The organism is Veillonella parvula, from assembly GCF_018378075.1.
Taxonomy (GTDB): Bacteria; Bacillota; Negativicutes; order Veillonellales; family Veillonellaceae; genus Veillonella; species Veillonella parvula_K.
Genome location: NZ_JAGZYE010000001.1, coordinates 254,244 through 276,644, shown reverse-complemented (window position 1 = coordinate 276,644; position 22,401 = coordinate 254,244). Strand labels below are relative to the sequence as shown.

The 22,401-nt window shown below is 37.5% G+C and carries 21 protein-coding genes, 1 pseudogene and 1 riboswitch; all 22 genes and pseudogenes read right to left on the bottom strand.

The genetic code is table 11. The annotated features are described in order from the left end of the window. Window positions 1-18 precede the first annotated feature (18 nt). The 22 genes and pseudogenes from rseP to coaBC all read right to left on the bottom strand — a co-directional run bounded on the left by rseP (window position 19) and on the right by coaBC (window position 22,387). Entirely contained in the window at window positions 19-1,035 is a 1,017-nt protein-coding gene (rseP, locus tag KH286_RS01320) for an RIP metalloprotease RseP (protein WP_278617530.1), read from the bottom strand. Window positions 1,036-1,043: 8 nt separating this feature from the next. After that, window positions 1,044-2,189 (bottom strand): 1-deoxy-D-xylulose-5-phosphate reductoisomerase, encoded by a 1,146-nt coding sequence (locus KH286_RS01315; RefSeq protein ID WP_278617529.1) that lies wholly within the window; start codon window positions 2,187-2,189, stop codon window positions 1,044-1,046. A gap of 18 nt (window positions 2,190-2,207) precedes the next feature. Then, window positions 2,208-3,032: a phosphatidate cytidylyltransferase gene (locus KH286_RS01310; RefSeq protein WP_008713850.1), complete on the bottom strand. Its 825-nt coding sequence runs from the start codon at window positions 3,030-3,032 to the stop codon at window positions 2,208-2,210. A gap of 3 nt (window positions 3,033-3,035) precedes the next feature. Beyond that, window positions 3,036-3,800: an isoprenyl transferase gene (locus tag KH286_RS01305; RefSeq protein WP_008713849.1), complete on the bottom strand. Its 765-nt coding sequence runs from the start codon at window positions 3,798-3,800 to the stop codon at window positions 3,036-3,038. After that, window positions 3,781-4,032 (bottom strand): hypothetical protein, encoded by a 252-nt coding sequence (locus KH286_RS01300; protein ID WP_004697100.1) that lies wholly within the window; start codon window positions 4,030-4,032, stop codon window positions 3,781-3,783. The genes KH286_RS01305 and KH286_RS01300 overlap by 20 nt, the downstream gene beginning before the upstream one ends. Then, a complete protein-coding gene (gene frr, locus KH286_RS01295) occupies window positions 4,032-4,592 on the bottom strand; it encodes a ribosome recycling factor (protein WP_008713847.1) in 561 nt (186 codons plus the stop codon). The genes KH286_RS01300 and frr overlap by 1 nt, the downstream gene beginning before the upstream one ends. A gap of 5 nt (window positions 4,593-4,597) precedes the next feature. Further along, window positions 4,598-5,212, bottom strand: a pseudogene (gene pyrH / locus KH286_RS01290) (UMP kinase); the annotation flags it as partial. Beyond that, window positions 5,187-5,885 carry a translation elongation factor Ts gene (tsf, locus tag KH286_RS01285; protein WP_278617528.1) on the bottom strand — a complete coding sequence of 233 codons (699 nt, stop codon included), beginning with the start codon at window positions 5,883-5,885 and terminating at the stop codon, window positions 5,187-5,189. The pseudogene pyrH and the gene tsf, both read right to left, overlap by 26 nt. A gap of 98 nt (window positions 5,886-5,983) precedes the next feature. Continuing rightward, a complete protein-coding gene (rpsB, locus tag KH286_RS01280) occupies window positions 5,984-6,736 on the bottom strand; it encodes a 30S ribosomal protein S2 (protein WP_004695687.1) in 753 nt (250 codons plus the stop codon). Window positions 6,737-6,989: 253 nt separating this feature from the next. Then, complete coding sequence (gene rpe / locus KH286_RS01275) at window positions 6,990-7,640, bottom strand: ribulose-phosphate 3-epimerase (RefSeq protein ID WP_008713843.1); 651 nt, start codon at window positions 7,638-7,640, stop codon at window positions 6,990-6,992. A gap of 1 nt (window position 7,641) precedes the next feature. Continuing rightward, entirely contained in the window at window positions 7,642-8,505 is an 864-nt protein-coding gene (gene rsgA, locus KH286_RS01270) for a ribosome small subunit-dependent GTPase A (protein WP_012864314.1), read from the bottom strand. An 8-nt stretch (window positions 8,506-8,513) separates the two neighbouring features. Further along, window positions 8,514-10,439 carry a Stk1 family PASTA domain-containing Ser/Thr kinase gene (gene pknB, locus KH286_RS01265; RefSeq protein ID WP_278617564.1) on the bottom strand — a complete coding sequence of 642 codons (1,926 nt, stop codon included), beginning with the start codon at window positions 10,437-10,439 and terminating at the stop codon, window positions 8,514-8,516. A 27-nt stretch (window positions 10,440-10,466) separates the two neighbouring features. Beyond that, a complete protein-coding gene (locus KH286_RS01260; RefSeq protein ID WP_004697417.1) occupies window positions 10,467-11,168 on the bottom strand; it encodes a Stp1/IreP family PP2C-type Ser/Thr phosphatase in 702 nt (233 codons plus the stop codon). Next, window positions 11,161-12,207, bottom strand: coding sequence for a 23S rRNA (adenine(2503)-C(2))-methyltransferase RlmN (gene rlmN / locus KH286_RS01255; RefSeq protein WP_278617527.1), 1,047 nt, complete (start codon window positions 12,205-12,207; stop codon window positions 11,161-11,163). Before rlmN ends, KH286_RS01260 begins: the two co-directional genes overlap by 8 nt. Before the next feature lie 18 nt (window positions 12,208-12,225). Next, window positions 12,226-13,581 carry a 16S rRNA (cytosine(967)-C(5))-methyltransferase RsmB gene (gene rsmB, locus KH286_RS01250; protein ID WP_004695675.1) on the bottom strand — a complete coding sequence of 452 codons (1,356 nt, stop codon included), beginning with the start codon at window positions 13,579-13,581 and terminating at the stop codon, window positions 12,226-12,228. Beyond that, window positions 13,562-14,356: a DUF116 domain-containing protein gene (locus KH286_RS01245; RefSeq protein WP_004695673.1), complete on the bottom strand. Its 795-nt coding sequence runs from the start codon at window positions 14,354-14,356 to the stop codon at window positions 13,562-13,564. Before KH286_RS01245 ends, rsmB begins: the two co-directional genes overlap by 20 nt. After that, on the bottom strand, window positions 14,340-15,350 hold the full coding sequence (gene fmt / locus KH286_RS01240) for a methionyl-tRNA formyltransferase (protein WP_278471514.1): 1,011 nt from the start codon (window positions 15,348-15,350) through the stop codon (window positions 14,340-14,342). The genes KH286_RS01245 and fmt overlap by 17 nt, the downstream gene beginning before the upstream one ends. Next, window positions 15,343-15,831: a peptide deformylase gene (gene def, locus KH286_RS01235; protein ID WP_012864309.1), complete on the bottom strand. Its 489-nt coding sequence runs from the start codon at window positions 15,829-15,831 to the stop codon at window positions 15,343-15,345. Before def ends, fmt begins: the two co-directional genes overlap by 8 nt. A gap of 13 nt (window positions 15,832-15,844) precedes the next feature. Then, window positions 15,845-18,028: a replication restart helicase PriA gene (gene priA / locus KH286_RS01230; protein ID WP_278471512.1), complete on the bottom strand. Its 2,184-nt coding sequence runs from the start codon at window positions 18,026-18,028 to the stop codon at window positions 15,845-15,847. A gap of 62 nt (window positions 18,029-18,090) precedes the next feature. Continuing rightward, the gene (gene metK / locus KH286_RS01225) at window positions 18,091-19,281 is read right to left on the bottom strand and encodes a methionine adenosyltransferase (protein ID WP_004695665.1); all 1,191 of its coding nucleotides are present in this window, start codon (window positions 19,279-19,281) and stop codon (window positions 18,091-18,093) included. A gap of 49 nt (window positions 19,282-19,330) precedes the next feature. After that, a riboswitch (SAM riboswitch) is annotated at window positions 19,331-19,431 on the bottom strand. Between the two features lie 44 nt (window positions 19,432-19,475). After that, entirely contained in the window at window positions 19,476-21,140 is a 1,665-nt protein-coding gene (locus KH286_RS01220; RefSeq protein ID WP_060919763.1) for a SulP family inorganic anion transporter, read from the bottom strand. Between the two features lie 41 nt (window positions 21,141-21,181). Then, entirely contained in the window at window positions 21,182-22,387 is a 1,206-nt protein-coding gene (gene coaBC, locus KH286_RS01215; protein ID WP_278471509.1) for a bifunctional phosphopantothenoylcysteine decarboxylase/phosphopantothenate--cysteine ligase CoaBC, read from the bottom strand. Window positions 22,388-22,401 lie beyond the last annotated feature (14 nt).

Here is a 22,401-nt window from a genome sequence, read left to right as displayed (position 1 = left end):
TGTAATCTCCCATCTGTCTTATAGTAAACGGAAAATATCCTGCGTTGTTACATATAAGAATAATGCTACCATTAAGGCAACCCCAACCATTTGTATATACATAAGAGCTTTAGCAGGTAATCTACGGCCTGTTATAGCTTCCGCCAAGATAATAATCAAGTGACCACCATCTAAAACAGGTAATGGTAAAAGATTAATAACCCCTAAGTTAATACTAAGGAATGCAGCAAAACTTAATAGTGGTGCAAATCCTGATTGTGCAATAGTACCTGCCATTTGGGAAATTCCTACTGGACCAGATAATTCGGCTGCTTGTGTGCCACGAATCATATCATAAATCCCACTGACCATAGCAACAATAGTTTGCCCCGTCCGACTAACAGCAAGGCTCAAAGATTCACCAATACTATAAGTTTCACGAGTAAAGCTAGGGTAGATGCCAATCTTAGGACTATCTTGTTCCATTTTAGGTATTACCGTAGTCTCTATAGTTTTTCCTTCACGCTCTACAACAACAGTTACACCATGGTTTGCTGTGCCTTGTAAACTAGGACGAATATCATCCCAAGTACTAATTTTTTTACCATCAATCGTAATAATTCTATCGTTAGCTTCTAAATGAGCCTGCTCTGCAGAACTACCCGCAATAATGTTACCAATTACAGGTTCATTTGTATATGTAAGATTTCCTACAGTCACATTTAGGCCAAAGAAAAGTACAATGGCTAATATAAAGTTAAATACAGCCCCTGCAGAAATAACAATAAATTTTTTCCACGCAGGTTTATTATAAAAGAAGCGCTCATTAAGAGGCTCGTCAGGTGTCATACCAGCAATACGATTAAATCCTCCAAGAGGAATTATACGAATAGAATATAAAGTTTCCCCTTTTTGTACTTTAAATATAGCTGGACCAAAACCTATAGCAAATTCATCAACTTGCATACCTGACATCTTAGCTGTAATAAAATGGCCTAATTCATGAATAAACACGATTAAACCAAATACAAATATTGTGGCTAATGCCGTAATCATATATTCTCCTATAACATCAACGATGTTGCCTTTTCACGGGCCCATCTATCGATGGATAATAAATTATCTAATGTAAAATCATCTTCTGGTCCCATAGATTCAAGAACAAAAGTAACGACTTTATAAATATCACCAAAGGCGATTTTATCTTCTAAAAAGGCATATACTGCCGTTTCATTAGCTGCATTAAATACAGCAGGTTTAAATCCACTAGCACGTCCCACCTCATACGCAAGTCGAAGTGCAGGAAAATCGTCATACCGTGGAGGTAAAAACTCCAATTGTAGTGCTTGACTAAAATCAAGATGATTCATACTTAAAACTTCACGTTTGGGATACGTCAAAGCATATTGAATGGGCTCGCGCATATCTGGATTACCCATTTGCGCTAATATCGCACCATCCTTCATACGTATCATAGAATGAACAATACTTTGAGGATGTACTACTACATCAATATGATCAAAATCAAAACCAAATAACCAATGAGCTTCTATTACCTCTAAGCCTTTATTGAATAAAGAGGCAGAGTCTATAGTTATTTTATTACCCATATTCCAGGTAGGATGTCGCAAACAATCTGCAGCAGTTGCAGTTTGAATTTTACTAGAATCCCATGTGCGTAAAGGTCCACCAGAAGCAGTGACAATTAAAGAATCAACATTGTCACGTTTCTGTCCTTCTAAGCACTGAAATATAGCACTATGTTCACTATCGATAGGTAGGATTTGTACGCCATGTTCTTTAGCTAAAGCCGTAATTAATGGACCTCCAGCAACAAGAGTTTCTTTATTAGCAAGACCTATAGTCTTCCCTTGTTTTATAGCTTCCACTGTAGGCTCAATTCCCGCAGCACCTACAATAGCAGTAACAATCATTGTTGCTTCTTGAATTGTAGCTGCTGCAATGAGGGCTTCCTTACCACCTATCAATTTTGTAGGACCTGTATAGCGTGCTTGTAATTCTTTAAAAGCACCTTCATCTACAAGACCAGCCACCAAAGGTTTATATTCTTTAATCTGATGTTCTAAGAGGTCAATATTATGATGTGCCACTAAGGCAACCACCTTGAATTGATCTGGATGTTGAGACACCACATCAAGCGTCTGTGTACCGATTGAGCCAGTACTGCCGATAATACTTAGGTATTTCATAAGTGTACCTCTATAAAATTAGTACGAAAATAGCAATATATATACTAATGTAATGGGAGCCGCAAATAATAAACTATCAAAGCGATCCAATACACCGCCATGACCTGGTAATAATGTACCAGAATCTTTTACATTACATAGTCGTTTAATCTTTGATTCAAACAAATCACCTAATGGTGCTAATATACCGCTAATCATACCTACATGGATTCCCATCCACCAAGGAATGCCAACGATATACGAAAATACTGCACCTGTAAGGATACAGCCGATAAATCCACCAATAAAACCTTCTAGTGTTTTATTAGGACTAATGGATGGTACTATTTTACGTTTACCAAAAGCTCGACCTGAAAAGTATGCAAAGGTATCGCTAGCCCAAGTAGTAAACAATAATAACCAAAGTGTAATAGTGCCCCAGTTATATAGTTCAAAAGGCATTGATAAATCCATGTAAATTGAGTCATGACGAATCAAGAGTAATGAAGTCATACCCATACCAATATATAATAAACCAAATACACTAAAGGATACACTAGACATCGAGTACTTAGTTTCACCAAATGTACACAACATATAATTGGCAAATAAACTTAATACTAAAATAGCTATAGCTATAATATACTGATGACATGCAAGAGCAATCATTAGCAATAAAATGCTAATATATCCCCATATAATGGATATCCGAACACGTTTAGCTTTACCAAGTAATACAAACTCACGCCACCCTAATAAAGCTAAAAGTGTAATTAGCACATCATATACTAATCCACCAAATGTAATGGCCCCTAAGGCAATAATAAAACCAATAACAGCGGTAATAACACGTGTTTTTAACATTTTTTATTCCTCATCACATAAGCCACCAAATCGGCGTTCTCGTTTCTGATATGCCGCCACAGCTTCAAGTAAAGTTTCCTTAGTAAAATCTGGCCAATGCAAATCGGTAAACCAAAATTCAGCATACGCTAGTTGCCATAACAAAAAATTACTAATTCTAAAATCACTACTAGGACGAATTAATAAATCTACATCACTAAACTCTTTAGTGAATAATTGAGAACTTACATATTCTTCAGTAATTTTGTCCATTGTAATAACCCCATCCGCAACGGATTTTACAATGTCGCGGATAGTTCTAACTATTTCATCACGCCCACCATAGTTAATCGCTAACTGTAATGTGAGGCCTGTATTATTCTGAGTTAATAATTCTGCATCTTGAATGATTTTTTGTAGGTTTTCTGAAAGCCCTCCAATAAAACCAATAAATCGAATGCGTACATTATGTTCATGCATATACTTAACATTATTATTTAAGTATTCTTTTATGAGAGACATAAGTAAAGAAACTTCCTGTTCAGGACGTTTCCAGTTCTCCGTGGAGAAACCATATACCGTAAGAGCTCTAATTCCGATCTCATCTGCGGCCATAACAATTTCTTTTAATACATCTGCACCAGCACGATGCCCCATGGAGCGCGGCATGCCTCTGCGTTTAGCCCATCGTCCATTACCATCCATAATAATAGCAACATGTTGTGGAATTATATTACGATCAATGACAGGCGTATCAGAACGTTTACGGTTAAATAATTTCTTTAGCATAGTCTACCTCGATAGAATTTCCGAAGTCGCTGGCAATCATTGGTCTATATAGTAGTATATGTAAGCACTCATCAACCTTTGTAATACGTGCCACATAAAATCCTTTATCTGAAATTTCAAAGAAGCGATTAAAGGATCCACCAATCATTACCTTAAAAGGAATATGGGCAGCCTGCAAACGAGACTTTGCAAGCTGCCATGGTATTCCAATAAGGCTATTAGAATCAAACATTATACTTCTAATACGTCCTTTTCTTTTACTACTTTTAACTCATCGATTTGCTTAACTTTAGCATCGGTAAGCTTTTGGATTTGATCTAAACCGTCTTTAGCATCATCTTCAGTAATCGTTTTAGCTTTCTCTTCTTTTTTTAATGCTTCATTTACATCGCGACGAATGTTGCGCACTGCAACTTTTGCATCTTCAGCCTTTTTATGAACTACTTTAACGATTTCTTTACGACGTTCCTCAGTTAATTGAGGAATACTTAAACGAATTTGTGCACCATCATTACCAGGGTTCAAACCTAAATCAGATTGTAAAATTGCTTTTTCAATAGCACCAATCATTGTTTTATCCCAAGGTGCAATCACAATCATGCGAGGTTCAGGCACGGAGATATTCGCAACTTGATTAATGGGTGATGGACTTCCATAGTAATCAACCATTACTTTATCAAGTAGTGCTACACTAGCACGGCCTGTACGAATAGATGCGAATTCATGTTTTAAAGCCTCAATAGACTTATTCATGCGGTCTTCTGCTTGTTGTAACAATTCTTTAATTTCCATATGAATTATTCTCCTCGAACAATGGTCCCTATTTCTTCACCTTTAGCAGCTTTTGTAATATTACCAGGAATATCCATGCTAAATACAATAATAGGAATATTGTTATCTTTACATAAAGTTGTAGATGTAGCATCCATTACTTTTAATTCTTTTGTGATAATCTCGTTATATGTTAATTCATCAAATTTAACAGCATTAGGATTTGTCTTAGGGTCAGAATCATATACGCCATCTGCAAATTTCTTTGCCATTAAAATAGCATCGGCTTCAATTTCAGCGGCCCGTAATGCAGCTGTTGTATCTGTAGAGAAGTAAGGTTTACCAAGGCCAGCACCGAAGATAACGATACGTTTTTTTTCTAAATGACGAATAGCGCGACGACGAATATAAGGTTCTGCAATTTCTTGCATTTCAATAGCTGTTTGAACACGTGTATCTACACCAGCTTGCTCTAATGCATCTTGCAATGCTAAGGAGTTCATCACTGTTGCTAGCATCCCCATATAGTCAGCAGTAGCACGATCCATACCTTGATTGCTACCAGCTAAACCTCTCCATAGGTTACCGCCACCAACAACAATCGCGATTTCTAAATCAGTGGATTTTGCTAAAGCAGCAATTAACAGATGCCATTACTTCTGCTACGAAGTCATCTTGGCGTTTTTCAATGCCTTCACCTAAACCATAGCGAACAAAACGACGTACGTTGATGTTTTCACCGATTTTTGCAATACTTTCATTAATGATGTCTGTAACAGTTTTATCGCCATCTTTAATGAATACTTGTTCTAATAGGCAATTTTCTTTATAGAATTTTTCAATACGACCTGCAACCATTTTTTCTAAAACAGCTTCAGGTTTTGGTTTACGACCAGCTTTAACGTCTTCTTCAGCTTCTACTTTAGCTTGTTCCAATAATACTTGTTTTTCGTGTTCAATTACTTCAGTAGGAACTTCTTCACGGTTCAAGTATGTAGGATTTACAGCTGCAATTTGCATTGCGATGTCGCGTGCTAAATTTTGGAAATCATCAGTTTTTGCAACGAAGTCAGTTTCACAGTTAACTTCCACTAAAACACCGATACGACCACCAGCATGAATGTAGGATTGTACTACACCTTCAGCTGCAATACGACCAGCTTTTTTAGCTGCCGCAGCCAAACCTTTTTCACGAAGAAGGTCAACCGCTTTATCGATATTACCGTCAGTTTCAACCAATGCTTTTTTAGCGTCCATCATACCTGCGCCAGTCATGTCGCGCAATTCTTTTACCAAAGCAGCAGTAATTGCCATTATTTTGTTCCTCCTAGTATTAATTAAGGTAAGGATATAGTCCTTACCCCAATTATATATGTTATAGATTTATCTTTCAAATGCTAATACGACAACGATTAAGCTTTACCGTCTCGAACCATTTCTGCGGAATCAGCTACCATGTTATCTAATGCTTCTTCAAAGGATTCGCCTTGACGACCTTCAAGAACAGCGTCAGCCATTTTACCAGCCAACAATTTAACAGCGCGAATAGCGTCATCATTTGCTGGGATTGGGAAATCAACTTCGTCTGGGTCGCAGTTAGTGTCAACTGTTGCAACTACAGGAATACCCAATTTTTTAGCTTCTGCAATAGCGATTTTTTCTTTTTTAGGATCTACTACGAAAAGAGCACCTGGCATTTTAGGCATATCTTTAATACCGCCAAGGTATTTTTCCAATTTATCCATTTCATGACGAAGACCGATAACTTCTTTTTTAGGCAATACTTCGAAAGTACCGTCTTCTGCCATAGCTTCCAATTGTTTTAAACGTTTAATACGAGTTTCAATTGTTTTGAAATTAGTCAACATACCGCCCAACCAACGTTCGTTAACGAAGAACATGTTAGCACGGATAGCTTCTTCTTTAATAGCTTCTTGAGCTTGTTTTTTAGTACCTACGAACAAGATTACTTCGCCTTGGGAAGCAACTTCACGCAAGAAATTGTAAGCTTCTTCTACTTTTTTAACTGTTTTAGACAAATCAATGATATAAATACCATTGCGTTCAGTGAAGATGAATTTCGCCATTTTAGGGTTCCATCTTCTAGTCTGATGACCAAAGTGTACACCAGCCTCTAATAATTGTTTCATTGATACTACTGCCATTGTGGCACCTCCTGTTAATTAACCTCCGCCGCTTCATCCTTCGGGTCACCCAAAATTAGGCACAGTACCGAAGTCCACTGACGTGCATATTTTTCATACCTAATAATTCTAACAAAAAATCATGGCAAAAGCAAGCAAGGAGTGAGGAATTCTTTAAGTATTCCTCACTCCTTATTTTAAATACATTCTCTTTCTTATTGATGTACGATCTTATGTTCAAATTTGAATTATAGAATATTATGAAAATATTTATTTAATTATTGCGAATGAATTCAATCATACTTGCACGATCTTCAGCACCAAATACTGCAGAACCAGCAACTAAAACTGTAGCCCCCGCTCTTTTAATCGGTACACAAGTAATATCGTTAATACCACCGTCCACCTCAATGACTGCCGTTGAATTGTCTACTTCTTCTAACAATATCTTAGCTTGTTTAACTTTTTTTATGGCATTTTTAATAAAAGATTGTCCTCCAAATCCTGGATTCACAGACATAATTAAAATCATATCTAAATCTGCAGCTACATCTTCTAGTAGAGATACAGGTGTACTAGGATTCAATGCTACACCAGCCTTCATCCCACACTGCTTGATATGTTGAATCAAACGATGCATATGAGGTACAGTTTCTTGATGAAAAGTAAAATATTCTACACCAATTTTTGCAAATTCTTCTACATAATCACCAGGATTAGTAACCATCAAATGCACATCAAATGGTAATTTTGTATATGGACGAATGGCTTTCACAATGGGAGCACCAAAGGTTAGATTAGGAACAAAGTGTCCATCCATGATGTCGATATGTAATAAATCAGCCCCCGCTGCTTCAATAGATTTTAATTCCTCGCTTAACACCGCAAAATTTGCGGAAAGCATAGATGGTGCAATTTTTATCATATTAAAACCTCTTTCGTTGACTTTCTATATCATTACGTATAGACATATAAGCATCATATCGTCCTTGATGAATATGACCAGCTTCTAGAGCAGCTTTAATCCCACAAATGGGTTCATGTTCATGATAGCAAGGACTAAATTTACAAGTATCAACATATTCACCAAATTCTGGGAATAATGTAGGCAATCTTTCAAGGGAAACATCATTAAATTCAATAGCACTAAATCCAGGTGTATCCATGATAAAAGAATCTGCATCTAAACTATATAAAGAAGCGTGACGAGTGGTGTGTTTGCCACGTTTAATCTTATCACTTACCTCCCCAGTCTGGAAGGCGAATTTTGGGTCTACTGCATTTAAAAGACTACTCTTACCAACACCAGATGGACCTGCAAAAGCTGTTACCTTATGTTGAAGCACATGACGTAAATCATCGATGCCTGTCATATTATATGTGGATGTCATCAAAACCTTATAACCAATTGATTTATAAAGATCAACCATAGTTTCCGTCTCTGAATCCATCAGGTCACATTTATTGATACATAGCACGATAGGTATATCCGCATGTTCAATCATAACGAGCATTTTATTAAGTAATAGCTCATTAATATCTGGTTCATGGGCAGCCACAACTAATACAACTTGGTCAATATTAGCTACTGCTGGACGTACCATCGAATTATGACGTCCATGGATGGATTCAACGAACCCATCCTCCGAAATCGTAACGCGGTCACCCACAAGTAAACTATAACGACCTTTCTTAAGTCTGCCACGAACCTTACATTCATGAATGGTGCCCGTATCATCTTGTACATAAAAGTACCCATTCATATTTTTGACAACAATGCCTGTAATCATAGTACCTCTTATAATGCAGTTTCTTGCACTAATGCACCATTGAGGTATACCTCAATACGTACATTACCTACACCGGACACTTTTCGAACAATACGATCTCCAGGTTTATTGGTATCATCATAAATTACTGCGGAACCTTCATCATCTTTTACGACAATTTTAAGTTCTTGATTTTTAAAACCAGCTGGTACAGTAACATCTATAGTACCAGTTGTTTTATTACCACTGTTTCCATCTTTTTTATCAGATTTCTTTTTATCATCTTTGAACTCAGTCGTAAGATTTAATGTGGAGCCTTCGTCAATTTCATCGCCAGCTTTAATGCTTTGCTCTATAACCACAGATTTTTCTTCCACAGATCCAGATACTTGGTTTACACCTAGTTGAATATTACTCAATGTATCACGAGCATCTTTTAATGTCATACCAACAAGATTAGGTACTTTGACTTTCTTAGCCTTCGCTTTATTTACAACGAGATCAATTGTTGTCCCTTTAGACACTTTAGAATCTCCGGAAGGACTCTGAGCAATGATTACACCATCTTTTTTACCATCTACAGATTGCTGTGTTATTTTTCCCACAACTAAACCTAAATCTTTAAGTCGTTGACGGGCTTGATCCACAGTTAAATCAGTTAAATCTGGCACCGTAATATCGCCTACACCTTTAGAAACCACAAGATGGATTGTTCGTTGCTCTTTAACCTTCTCTCCAGCTCCAGGAGTTTGAGAAATAACTTGACCAGCTGGCACATCTGGATTTGTGACTTCACTTGTAGACACACGCAAATGTTTATCTTCTAAGATATTTTTTGCTACAGAAACTTGTTTGCCTACCACATTAGGTACATCTACTGTTGTATTACTCCAGAAATTACCGTAGCTTAAGAAAGCACCTAAAAATGCTACTAAGAAAATGACAGCAGCACCTAGAACGATGTATTTTTGTGGAATCGATGCAATTTTACTTAACATACTCTTCTTTTTATCCTCTTCTTTTCGTTCTTCTTGAATCGTACTAAGATCTTCAAGTGCTTCAGGATCAACAGCAGGAATCATTTGTGTAGCAAAGTCATATGGTTCATGACGTTGTGTTTTGCCCATCGTAAAACCTTGAGATAATCGCAAATCACTGATCATATCAGAGATAGAATCAAATCGATCAGCAGGATTTTTAGATAATGCTTTCATAACAACAGCTTCTAAAAGCGGAGGAATTGATGGATTATATCGTGTTGGAGGTTCTACCTTCTCACGAACATGTTTTAATGCTACCGCAATTGGCGTTTCCCCTTCAAATGGTACACGACCTGTAAGCATTTCATACAATACGACACCCAGAGAATAGATATCTGTATTGCCGTCTACCGGTTTACCACTAGCTTGCTCTGGTGATAAATAGTGTGCTGAACCCAAAATCGAATTCGTATACATAACTGTGTTAGTTGCATTTATTGCACGAGCAATACCAAAGTCAGTTACTTTAACGCGCCCCGTATTGGTAATAATAACATTATGTGGCTTTATATCACAATGAACAATGCCCATTGTATGCGCGTGTTCTAAGCCTTCAGCTATGGCGATAGTAAATTTAACAGCCTCATCTATGGACAGTCTTCCATGACGAGTTATATATTTTTTTAAGGTTTCACCATCTACATATTCCATGACAATGTAATGTAGATTTTGATCAAAACCTACATCATACATATTTACAATATTTGGATGATTTAATTTACCTGCCGCTTGTGCTTCTCGTTTAAATCGAGTCACAAATTCGTCATCATTTGCAAAATTAGCATGCAATACTTTTATTGCTACTTGTCTACCTAGTAAGGTATCTTCTCCAAGGTATACATCAGCCATTCCACCAACGCCAATTTTATCAACAATTCGGTAGCGGTTATCTAGAAGTATGCCTTTTATATTCATAGTACTCATTATTTCTCCATTTCTAGATTAGATTGTTCCCACCACAATGGTCACATTATCTCCTGCTCCGACTTCATATACAGCTTCCATCAATGATTCAATAACCAACATATCATCATCCGTTGATTGTAATGCAGAGGCAATTACATCATCGGATACATAGCCACTTAATCCATCAGTGCAAAGTAAAATACGATCACCGGGAAGAATAGATTCTACGCCACTATCAACCTCTAAGATTTCATCAACACCAACTGCGCGAGTTAATAAATTCCGTTGAGGGTGATTTAGCATTTCATCCTTTGTAATCTCTCCAGCTGTTAATAATTCTTGTACCATAGAATGATCCGTAGTAATTTGTCGTAAATGACCATCTCTATATACATACAAACGACTATCACCAACACTTGCCCAGTAAAGTTGATTACCATTTATAGCTGTAACTACAGCGGTAGTACCCATACCAGCAAGACGTTCTTCACAAGCAACGCGATTTACAATACGTTGATTAGCGTGAATAATAGCATCACATAAGTCTTGTTGACCTATCGTTTCAAGGGAGGACAAATATTCTTTTATTTCATCTACAGCATAGGTACTTGCAATTTCACCACCGCTATAACCACCCATGCCATCAGTAACAGCACAAATATGGCCATCAATGAAGAAACGGTCCTCGTTACGCTGGCGCACAAGCCCAATTTTACTTAAACCAACAAAATTATTCATGATTCTCCTTTTTCCGACCATGAGCAGCCTTTAACTGCCCACATGCGGCTTGGATTGCATCGCCCATTTCCTTTCGTACCGTTACTGATACACCATAGGAACTGACGATGTCTTTAAATGTATTCATATTCGTAATAGATGGTTTATATAATTCAATATGTTCATTGCCATTAACTGGGATCAAGTTAACATGACAATTTGGGAAATCTTTACAGATTTTCCCCAAAGCATGAGCCTCATCCATAGATGCATTTACAGAATCTATAAGAATATACTCAAAGGTAACACGACGCTGTATCGTATTATAATAGTATTTTACCGCATCTAAGACTTCCGTCAATTCATAACGTGCCCCAACGGGCATAATACTACGACGAACTTCATTATTTGTAGCATGTAATGAAAGTGCTAAGGTTATTGGCAAACCTTCATCAGCTAATTTATAAATATTAGGAACCCAACCACAAGTGGAAATCGTCATCTTACGATAACTAATATTACAAATCATAGGATCATGTAGTAGTTGTAATGCTTGTAATACATTATCATAATTTTGTAACGGCTCCCCTGCGCCCATAACGACAACAGAATGTATTTCCTCTTTAGTAAGAGCCCCAAATATGACAACTTGTCCAATAATCTCAGCGACTGTTAAATCTCTGTATAAGCCACCTTGTGTAGAAGCACAGAATACACATCCCATAGCACACCCCACTTGAGAGGAAACACATACAGAATACCCATAGTGTTGCTCCATCAAAACTGCTTCCACACGACTTTGATCTGACATCTCTACAAGTATTTTGCGAGTCTTTCCATCAGGGGCAATAGACTCTGTAATTAATGTAGGTAAAGAAATAACACAATTATCACCTAGCCATTGACGCAAGTCTTTCGGAAATTGTGTCATGTCTTCAAAATCAAAAATATATCTATGATAGATATAGTCAATTAACTGTTTCGCTCGAAACTTTTGTATATTATGGGTCTTAAAGATAGATTGTAATTCTTCTAAAGACTTACCCAATAATTCTATCATGGTGCTCCATTTCTTATATTATGATAAGCGTTTCATGCGAGCCATAAAGAAACCATCCATATGATCTCGCGGTGGATAGGTTGTAATCATACCATCTATAGCTTGTGGTGCCCCTTTATATGATACAGGATCGATGATAAAGTTCTTATGAATTGCCAAGAATTTATTTAGAACAGCTTCATTTTCACCACTATTCATAGTACATGTGGAATATACTAAATATCCATTAACCTTAACCATTTCAGAAGCTTTTTCTAATATTTCAAGTTGTAACGGCGGCAACTCAATAAGTAAAGACTCTGTTTTACGCCAACGCATGTCTAATTTCTTTTGTAATATACCTAGACCAGAACAAGGAGCATCAACTAAGACGCGATCAAATTGTTCTTTCCAATTATCAGGAAGATAACGACCATCTTGAAGCTTAGTAGAAATAATAGATACACCTAATCGCTCAGCATTTTGATTAATCAGTTCTAATTTATGGTCGTAAATATCACAACTCATAATAGCTCCTGTATTATTCATAAGACTTGCCATATGCATAGACTTGCCACCTGGTGCAGCACAACAGTCTAAGATAAGCTCTCCTGGTTGAGGATCTACCACATGGGCTACTAACATAGATGCTTTATCCATAAAAGTAATATGACCTTCTAAAACAGGTTTAGCTTTTTCTAAATGACCTTGATGTCCATCAATATAAACTACTTCAGGAATATATGTATCCTGTTCTACAATCCAATCTAAATCTTCTAATTCTTTTAAACAATCCTCAATAGATACTTTCACTGTATTTATGCGAGCCGTCAAACGAGGTTGTTCATTAAACCAAGAACAAAGATCTACGGTCTTATCTTTTCCCATTTCTTTTATCCATAAGTTGACAAGCCATAATGGTTGATTGTAGATAAAGGAAATTTCTTCAGCTTCGGACTTAGCTAGTTCACCGATAGAAATGCTATCACTTTCACGTAAAACCGAACGCAAAACAGCATTTACAAAACCAGATAAACCTCTAGTTAGCTTTTTGGCGAGTTTAACAGATTCGTTAACAGCCGCACTTTCAGGAACCTTATCCATATAGATAATTTGATAAATACCAAGTCTAAGGATTTCCACAACCATAGAAGATAGTTTCTTTAAGGGTCGCTTTGCAAAGTGAACAATAATAGCATCCAAGTAATTTTTTCTACGAATGACCCCATACACAAGTTCAGTAAAGAATCTTCGATCTAAATCGGATAGATGATATTTCTGTAAATACTCTTGCAACTTTATATTTGCATAAGCACCATTGCGATTAATTTCACTCAATGCTTTTACAGCGAGCAATCGAATATTTTGTTGTTGATTAGTCTTTACCTCTATCATTACTATTCCTACCAATCAATTGTTCTACTACTGCTCGAACACGTTCAGAATCGACTGTTGTATTACAACATGGCCCATTAGGACGTTCATTTAATACCCCAATAACTGGGATGGGAAATACATCAGCCATTCCACTTGCTAAATCTCGTTCGCAAGCTATTGCTACAATAGCTTTTGGGCGTGCTTCCTTTACCTTCATCCGCGCTAAGGTGCCTCCAGTGACAACTATAAATTGACAACCATAGTCCTTAGCCACTTGCAACAAATTACCAACCTGGCATCGCCCACACTGCTTACAATTATATACATCATGTGTAACCTTATGAACACACGAACTTTCTTGTAAACAGTGAGGAGTTAATAATAATATACGTTCTGGATCTACCGTATACATATCTAGCATTACTAAATGATTGATTAAATCAATCATAGACTGGCGGAGTTGATCCTTAGTAACCCCTCTCACCTTACCAATCGCCAAAGTTAATGGAAATAATCCATAAATAAACTGATTGGCTAGTCTTAAAACAATAGGATGTAACCGTATAATACCTGTGCTAGCAACAATTAAAGATAAGCACAAAATCCATATAATAGCAATAAGTATAGATATAACTACACTACTTATAATTGATGCAAATGGATGCAATTGTAAAAGTCCTGGTTCTAATATATACATTAGAAAGGCTAGTACTGCTGTGAGCAAAGCACATGTAATAGTTGATAAAATCAAGTATAACGGATACGTTTCGTACTGCTTATATTGAGTCCCCAAAAACGATACCTTCCTTTATTTGATGACCATTTATAAAATCAATTGCAGAAATGTGTTTTTTATTTTCTGGTTGGACTTCTGTTAATAGAATTATATTTCCATCACCACAAAATACACCTAAACCGGCTATTTTAGATACGATTGTACCAGGCACAGTTGTGGCTGATATAGCAATTGGTACATGTTTTCCATGAATATCTATCAAACAGTGAGTCGTATCACTGGGAACCACTTCTCCAGACCATACTTTTAAACGTTTTCCATCGAGATATGTATAACATCCAGGTGCTGGATTAAGTCCTCTAATAAGGTTTGCAATTTCATTAGCCGGCTTAGACCAGTCGATCTGCCCCATTTCCTTTGTAATCTTAGTAGTATGTGTAGCCATTGTATCATCTTGTGGTGTAGCCACAATTTCTCCATTAACCCAACGAGTTAATACAGGTACTATAGTTTCACCCCCCAGTACAGCTATACGTTCAAATAACTGTCCTGTCGTTTCACCGGGTAAAATATCTGTCTCCACAATGTCGATGATATCACCTGTATCAAGTCCATCATCCATATGCATTATGGTAACACCCGTTTTAGAGTCTCCATTAAGAATTGCATAGTGAATTGGCGCAGCGCCTCTATAACTAGGTAAAATAGAGGCATGAACATTAATACAACCATATTGCGGCAATCGAATAAGCCAAGGAGGTAAAATTTTACCATACGCAATAACAATCACTACATCTGGTTGTAATGCTTCTAATTCGGCTCTCACTTGTTCATCACGCAAAGTGACTGGTTGATATACAGGCAAGTCATGCTCTAAAGCAGCTACTTTTACAGGGGGCATTTGAACTTGTTTACCACGCCCTTTTTGTTTATCAGGCTGGCAATACACACCGACAATAGAATGACCAGCTTGAATCAAAGCCTCTAAGGTAGGCACAGAAAAGTCTGGTGTCCCCATAAAAACGATGCGTAATTGTTTATTATCAGACAATTTCTTTCTCCTCTGGATGATCAGTAATTAATCGTAAGTTAGTTGCTTTTTCAATAAACAAATGACCTTCCAAGTGATCAATTTCATGTTGGAAAATACGCGCCAAAAAACCTTCAGCTTTTATAGTTACCTTCTTATTATGTGGATCAATACCTTTAACGGTGACTTTATTAAATCGTTCCACATCTCCGAAATATCCTGGCACACTTAAGCATCCTTCAGGTCCAACTTGAGAACCTTCAGCATGAGTGATTTCAGGGTTAATTAGCGCAATAAGACCACTACCAGATTGGTCATCTACAACGATAATACGTTTAGCTACAGCCACTTGAGGTGCTGCAAGACCAACTCCTTCAGTCTTATACATAGTTTCAGCCATATCATCGATAAGGACTCTAAGTTTTTTATTAACATGTTCTACAGGTTCCGCCACTTGTTTTAAAACGGGATGACCTGCTTTCACAACATCTAAAACAGCCATTGATACTCCTACACTACACGGGATCCACGTCAATCAGCAGTCCTTCTTGCGTGAAAATCCATGAGTTATATATATATTCTTTCAAATTTGTTAAATCTGTACCGCGAATCATAATAGCTAAACGATACATATCGCGCACTTTTTTTATAGGCGCTTCATAAGGACCATTAATCAAAATATCCTGATTTCCTTTATAAGACTCCAAGTCATCGACAATACGATTTGCTATAGACTCTAATATTTTCATATCTTGATGACGCACTACCATATGAATCATTTCGCGAAATGGAGGATATCCTAAAGCTTTACGATTTTTAATTTCTTCATTGTAAAAGCCTATATAATCATGAGCCTTACTCTTTATTATAGCATAATTTAAAGGATTATATGTTTGTATTACAACGCTACCCGGTTTTTCACCCCTACCGGCACGTCCAGAGGTTTGAGTAAGTAAATCAAAAGTTCGTTCTGAAGCTGTATAAACAGGAATATTCAAAACTGAATCGGCTGTTAAAATACCAACAGCTGTTACATCTTTAAAGTCATGACCTTTAGATACCATTTGTGTTCCCAACAAAATATCATATTTATGAGCCCCAAAGTCATGTAAAATATCTTCTGCTAATTGCTTTTTTTTTGTCACATCTTGATCAAGACGAGCAATGCGGGCCGATTTAAAGTGACGACGTAACTCTTCCTCTACCTTTTGTGTGCCTGAACCAAAAAACTTAATCCTCTTACTATTACATTTGGGACAAACAGTTGGAATTGGTTCATGATGTTCACAATAATGACAACGCAATTCTTCACCAGCTTGGTGATAAACCATAGCTACATCACAATGAGGACACATAATAGTTTCCCCACAATCCCGGCACATAACAAAAGTACTATAACCGCGTCTATTTAACAGAATAATCATTTGATTATGCTCATCCAATGTATGTTGAATTAAGCGACTCATGGCATCAGAAAAAACGGAGTAATTTCCATGAAGAATTTCTTCCTTCATATCTACTATAGTAACCTTCGGCATAGGTTGCTCAAAAATGCGATTTGGCAACTCTAGTAAATGATACTCCCCTTGCTTAGCTTTATAATACGAAGTAACAGATGGTGTAGCAGAACCTAAAATAACGGGACAACCATGTGCCTCAGCACGCCACAATGCCACGTTACGTGCATGATACCGAACCATATCCTCTTGTTTATAAGATGGATCATGTTCTTCATCGACCACAATAAGGCCGATATCCTCAGCTGGCGCAAATACGGCAGAACGAGCGCCAATAATAATGTGACTATCCTTACGGCGCAAACGCTCCCAATTATTGTTCCGTTGTTGTACCGTCAATTTACTATGAAATACTACGACTTCGTCACCAAAAGTTTCTACAAATCGTCTCACAATTTGATCAGTCAATATAATTTCAGGTACTAAAATAATAGCCGTCTTATCCTGACTAATACATTTTGCTGTAGCACGTAAATATAATTGAGTCTTACCACTACCAGTGACACCATGAAGTAAAAAGGTTTTATGTTCATGGCTATTCATTGCAGCTTGTATTGGTCCATATACAGCTTGTTGAGCTTCAGTAAGAGGAATATTAACTTCTTCTGTTAAAAGCTCATCAAATGTTGTTTTTGTGGCTTTAAAACGAGCTTCAACGACAATACCTTTAGCTTCACTCACTTGTTTAATGACCATACGAGAATAGCCTTTAGCTAGCAGTAATGCCTTAGATGCTCCGCCCACTTCAAGTAAGTATTTTGCTAATTCTCGTTGTTTCTTTTTCCGTTCACTAAATTGTGCCACCGAAAATTCTGGCATAACTACTAACCATTCTTCCTTTGGTGCCTCGTAAGATTTTAATGTCTTATTCACTGTAAACAATCGCAATGCATCGCCATAAGAGAATAAATAATACTCATTTAGACGACGGGCCGTATCCATCATTTCCGGTGTAAACCAAGGTTCACTATCTAATACTTGCACAATATTTCGTAAAGTGAACTCTGGTGGCTCAACTAACTCGTCGTAACCAATAAGAATGCCTTCTTCACGACTATGTCCTAAAGGAATGAGTACGCGCGTACCAGGTAAAACATTACCAAACTTTTCAGGCATTAAATAGCTCAAAGGTTTATGAAGTTGTTTGGCTGGTCTGTTAATTATAACTTGTGCTACGCGCATACATTATTTCCTTTCGTTTATTATAAAAGGTCTCAGTAGAAATTCTACCAAGACCTTTTGTATTATAAGCCAGCTTCTTCTTTTAGAATTTGTGCTTTATCTGTACGTTCCCAAGGTAAATCCACATCAGTTCTACCAAAGTGACCATACGCTGCAGTTTTGCGATAATGAGGCTTTAACAAATCAAGCATTTCAATGATTCCTGCTGGACGAAGGTCGAAATGTTTTTTAACAAGCTCTTGAATTTTTGTTTCCTCTATGCGACCTGTACCAAAAGTATCAACTAAAATAGATACAGGATGAGCAACCCCAATTGCATAAGCAACTTGCACTTCACATTTATCAGCAAGACCTGCTGCTACAACATTTTTAGCTACATAACGTGCTGCGTATGCTGCAGAACGGTCCACTTTGGATGGATCCTTACCAGAAAATGCACCGCCACCATGACGGGCCATACCACCGTATGTATCTACAATAATTTTACGGCCAGTTAAACCAGCATCACCATGAGGGCCTCCAATTACGAAACGACCAGTTGGATTGATGAAGTATTTAGTATTTTCATCAACGAATTCAGCAGGCAACGCTGCGTCAATTACATAACGCTTCAAATCGGCTTTAATTTGTTCTTGGGTCACTTCAGGGCTATGTTGCGTAGAAATAACAATTGTATCAATGCGCTTAGGTTTACCATCAACATATTCTACAGTAACTTGAGTTTTACCGTCTGGACGTAAGTAAGTTAAAGTCCCATCCTTACGAACTTCTGTAAGTCGACGAGATAAACGATGTGCCAAGGAAATTGGCAAAGGCATGAGTTCAGGTGTTTCATTAGATGCATAGCCAAACATCATACCTTGGTCACCAGCACCGATTTTATCAAGCACTTCACCATTGCCATCTTTTGATTCAAGTGCTTCATCAACGCCCATGGCGATATCCGCAGATTGTTCATCGATGGATACAAGTACACCACAAGTATCACAATCAAAACCAAATTTTGCACGAGTATAACCAATTTCACGAATTGTATCACGTACGATGCGAGGAATATCAACATATGTATGAGTAGAAATTTCACCTACTACATGAACTAAACCAGTAGTAACTAAAGTTTCACAAGCCACACGAGCAGTTGGATCCTTTTCAATAATCGCATCCAAAACAGCATCAGAAATTTGGTCAGCTATTTTATCTGGATGGCCTTCAGTAACAGATTCAGAAGTAAAAAACATATGTTTTTCAGCCATTTTATCCTCCTAATACGAAAAAAAGTCTCTCATGCACTCATGAGAGACCCTCCCATCTAACGACATTTGTCATAGGAATTAGCACCTTTTCCGCTTGGAATGGTTGCTGTAGCTTCACAGGGCCTATCCCTCCACTACTCTTGATGAGTTACAAAAATATTATAGTGTATTTACAGTGAGAAAGCAAGTCATTATTATACCTCTCTTGCCTCTTTTAAAGCTAAATCATGTTCGGCCTTATGAAGGGCACTTTCAAACTGACGATACATATGATGACGGCCCAGAATATCCAAGAAATCAGATTTATACATCTCTCTACGTATATCGTAACTCACATCACTAAGCAAAACTTCTATGCCTCTTTTTTGAAGTTCTTCAATAATACCTCGTAAAATACGTAAACCCGTTAAATCTACAAATGGTACTTTTACAAAACGAATGATTAAATATTTAGGATCTTTATGTATAGAGTTTAACGCTCTATCAAATGCACTTATAGCGCCAAAGAATAATGGGCCATCTACAGTGTATACCATTATTTCTGGATGGATTGTAATCTCATGCCTAATCTGAGCTGATAATTCGGCACTACTTGCTTCATGCACATCAATTGTATTAACCATTTTACGCATAAACTGCAACACTGCAAGTACTACACCTACATTTACAGCTACTACTAAATCCGTAAAAATAGTCAGGAAAAAGGTAAGCAATAATATTATTTGATCTGGACGAGGTGCGAGAACAAGCATTCGTATAAAACGTGGTACATCACTCATATTGTAGGCTACTACAAATAATATGGCTGCCATAGATGCCAACGGAATATACACTGCATATGGGGCTAAAAATAAAAGAATGGCACCTAATGTAATGGCATGAACAATACCTGCCACCGGAGAATTACCACCTTGACGAATATTTGTGGCAGTTCGCGCAATAGCACCGGTTGATGCAATTCCACCAAACAATGGCGCAAATATATTAGCTAATCCTTGTCCAAATAATTCAGTATTAGATTCATGCTTGGTTCCACTCATACCATCAGCAACAACTGCAGACAATAAGGATTCAATAGCGCCTAGCATGGCAATTGTAAAAGCCGGCCCGATTAAGGATAAGATTTTATCAAAACTCAATTTTGGTACAGAAAATTCTGGCAAACCTTGAGGTATGCCACCAAATGCACTACCAATGGTTAAAACCGTAGGAAATTGGTAGATGGCTTGAATAACCGTAGCAACAATCATAGCTACAATGGGAGCTGGAACTTTATTAATATATGGGATTCTAGGTAAAACTAACAGTAGACTTAAGCTTAAGATCGCAATCCCCAATGTAGGTAAGTCAGAGTATGGTAAGGACTGAATCATAGCCCATAATTTTTCATGGAAATGAGCCATATAAGGCAACGGTGGAAATCCAAAGAAATATGGCCATTGCCCCACCCAAATTGTAACACCAATACCCGCTGTAAAACCCATAATAACAGGTGTGGGTATAAACCGAATGACTGTCCCTAACTTTGCAACACTCATTAAAACCAGAATAACTCCTGCCATCATGGTCGCAATTTGTAAACCTTCAAAGCCATAATTGACAACGATACTGCTCAATAGAACGATAAATGCCCCTGTAGGGCCCGCAATCTGAACAGGGGAGCCACCAAACAAGGATACAAATATACCTGCAATGATTGCCGTATAAATGCCCGCTTGCGGTGTAACTCCACTAGCAATAGCAAAGGCCATTGCTAAAGGCAGAGCCACAACCCCTACGACCAATCCGGCGATAATATTATTACTCCATTTTCCTTTTCCTAATGAGCCGTCTAAATATGCTTTTTGTATAGCAAACATGTAAGAAAAACACACCCTTTTTAAAACAACACACACAAGAATTAATTTATATCAGCTCTGTTTGCTACTAAATCAATAACTTCTCTAAGGATATGTCGAGCAAGGTCAGATTTTTTCATATTAGGCATTTCTTTAGGCTCTTTATCAGGATATAAAAAATAGCCTTCATTCGTATCTACATTAAAACCTGCATTCGATTTGCTTACATCATTGGCTACAAGCATATCTAGATTTTTTTTAGCCACTTTATCATGACCATACTTGATTACATGTTCTGTTTCTGCCGCAAAACCAACAAGAATTTGATGACTTTTTTTAGAGCCCAACCCTTGTAGAATATCTGGATTTTTTACAAGTTCTATGGTCATAGACTCCATTTTTTTTATTTTTTGCTCTGCTTTATGAAGGACTCTAAAGTCAGAAACAGCGGCAGCCATAATAACTACATTAACATCATTATAACGAGCTTCAACAGCCTCCTGCATAGATACCGCGGAATCTACAGAAATAAAGTCTACGCCATTTGGTATAGGCAAGGATGTGGGAGCACTTACTAATATCACCTTAGCCCCCATGCGTGCAGCCTGTTCTGCAATGGCATACCCCATCTTACCGCTAGAACGATTTCCAATATACCGAACAGGATCAATACTCTCCTGTGTTCCGCCAGCTGTAACAAGTATAGTAGTACCTTCAAGCTCATTGGTGCTGCACATTTTAGCTTCTAGCCAATCCACAATTGCTTCGGGCTCCGGTAAACGTCCTACACCAGTGATGCCACAAGCTAACCAACCTTCTGCAGGGTCCATAATATGGTAGCCCAAAGAACGTAATCCTTCTAAATTGCGTTGAGTAATAAGATTATTATACATTTCTGTATTCATAGCAGGACAAAGGTACTTAGGTGCTGTGGTGGCCATAATTGTTGTAGTTAACATATCATCAGCAATGCCTGCATAAATTTTTCCGATCACATTTGCTGTTGCAGGCACAACTACATATGCATCTGCCCAAGTGGCCAGTGCAATATGTTCTACATCCCACTGATGAACTTGTTCAAACATGTCTAAAGCTACAGGATGTCCACTAATTTCACCAAACGTTAAAGGTGACGCAATATGCGTTGCATTTTGTGTCATTACAACCTTTACTTCAGCCCCTTTTTTACGAAGTCTGCTTACCACTTCAATTGCCTTATACGCTGCAATACCTGCAGATACTGCGACAATGATATGTTTTCCGCGCATGTTCTTCTCCTTTT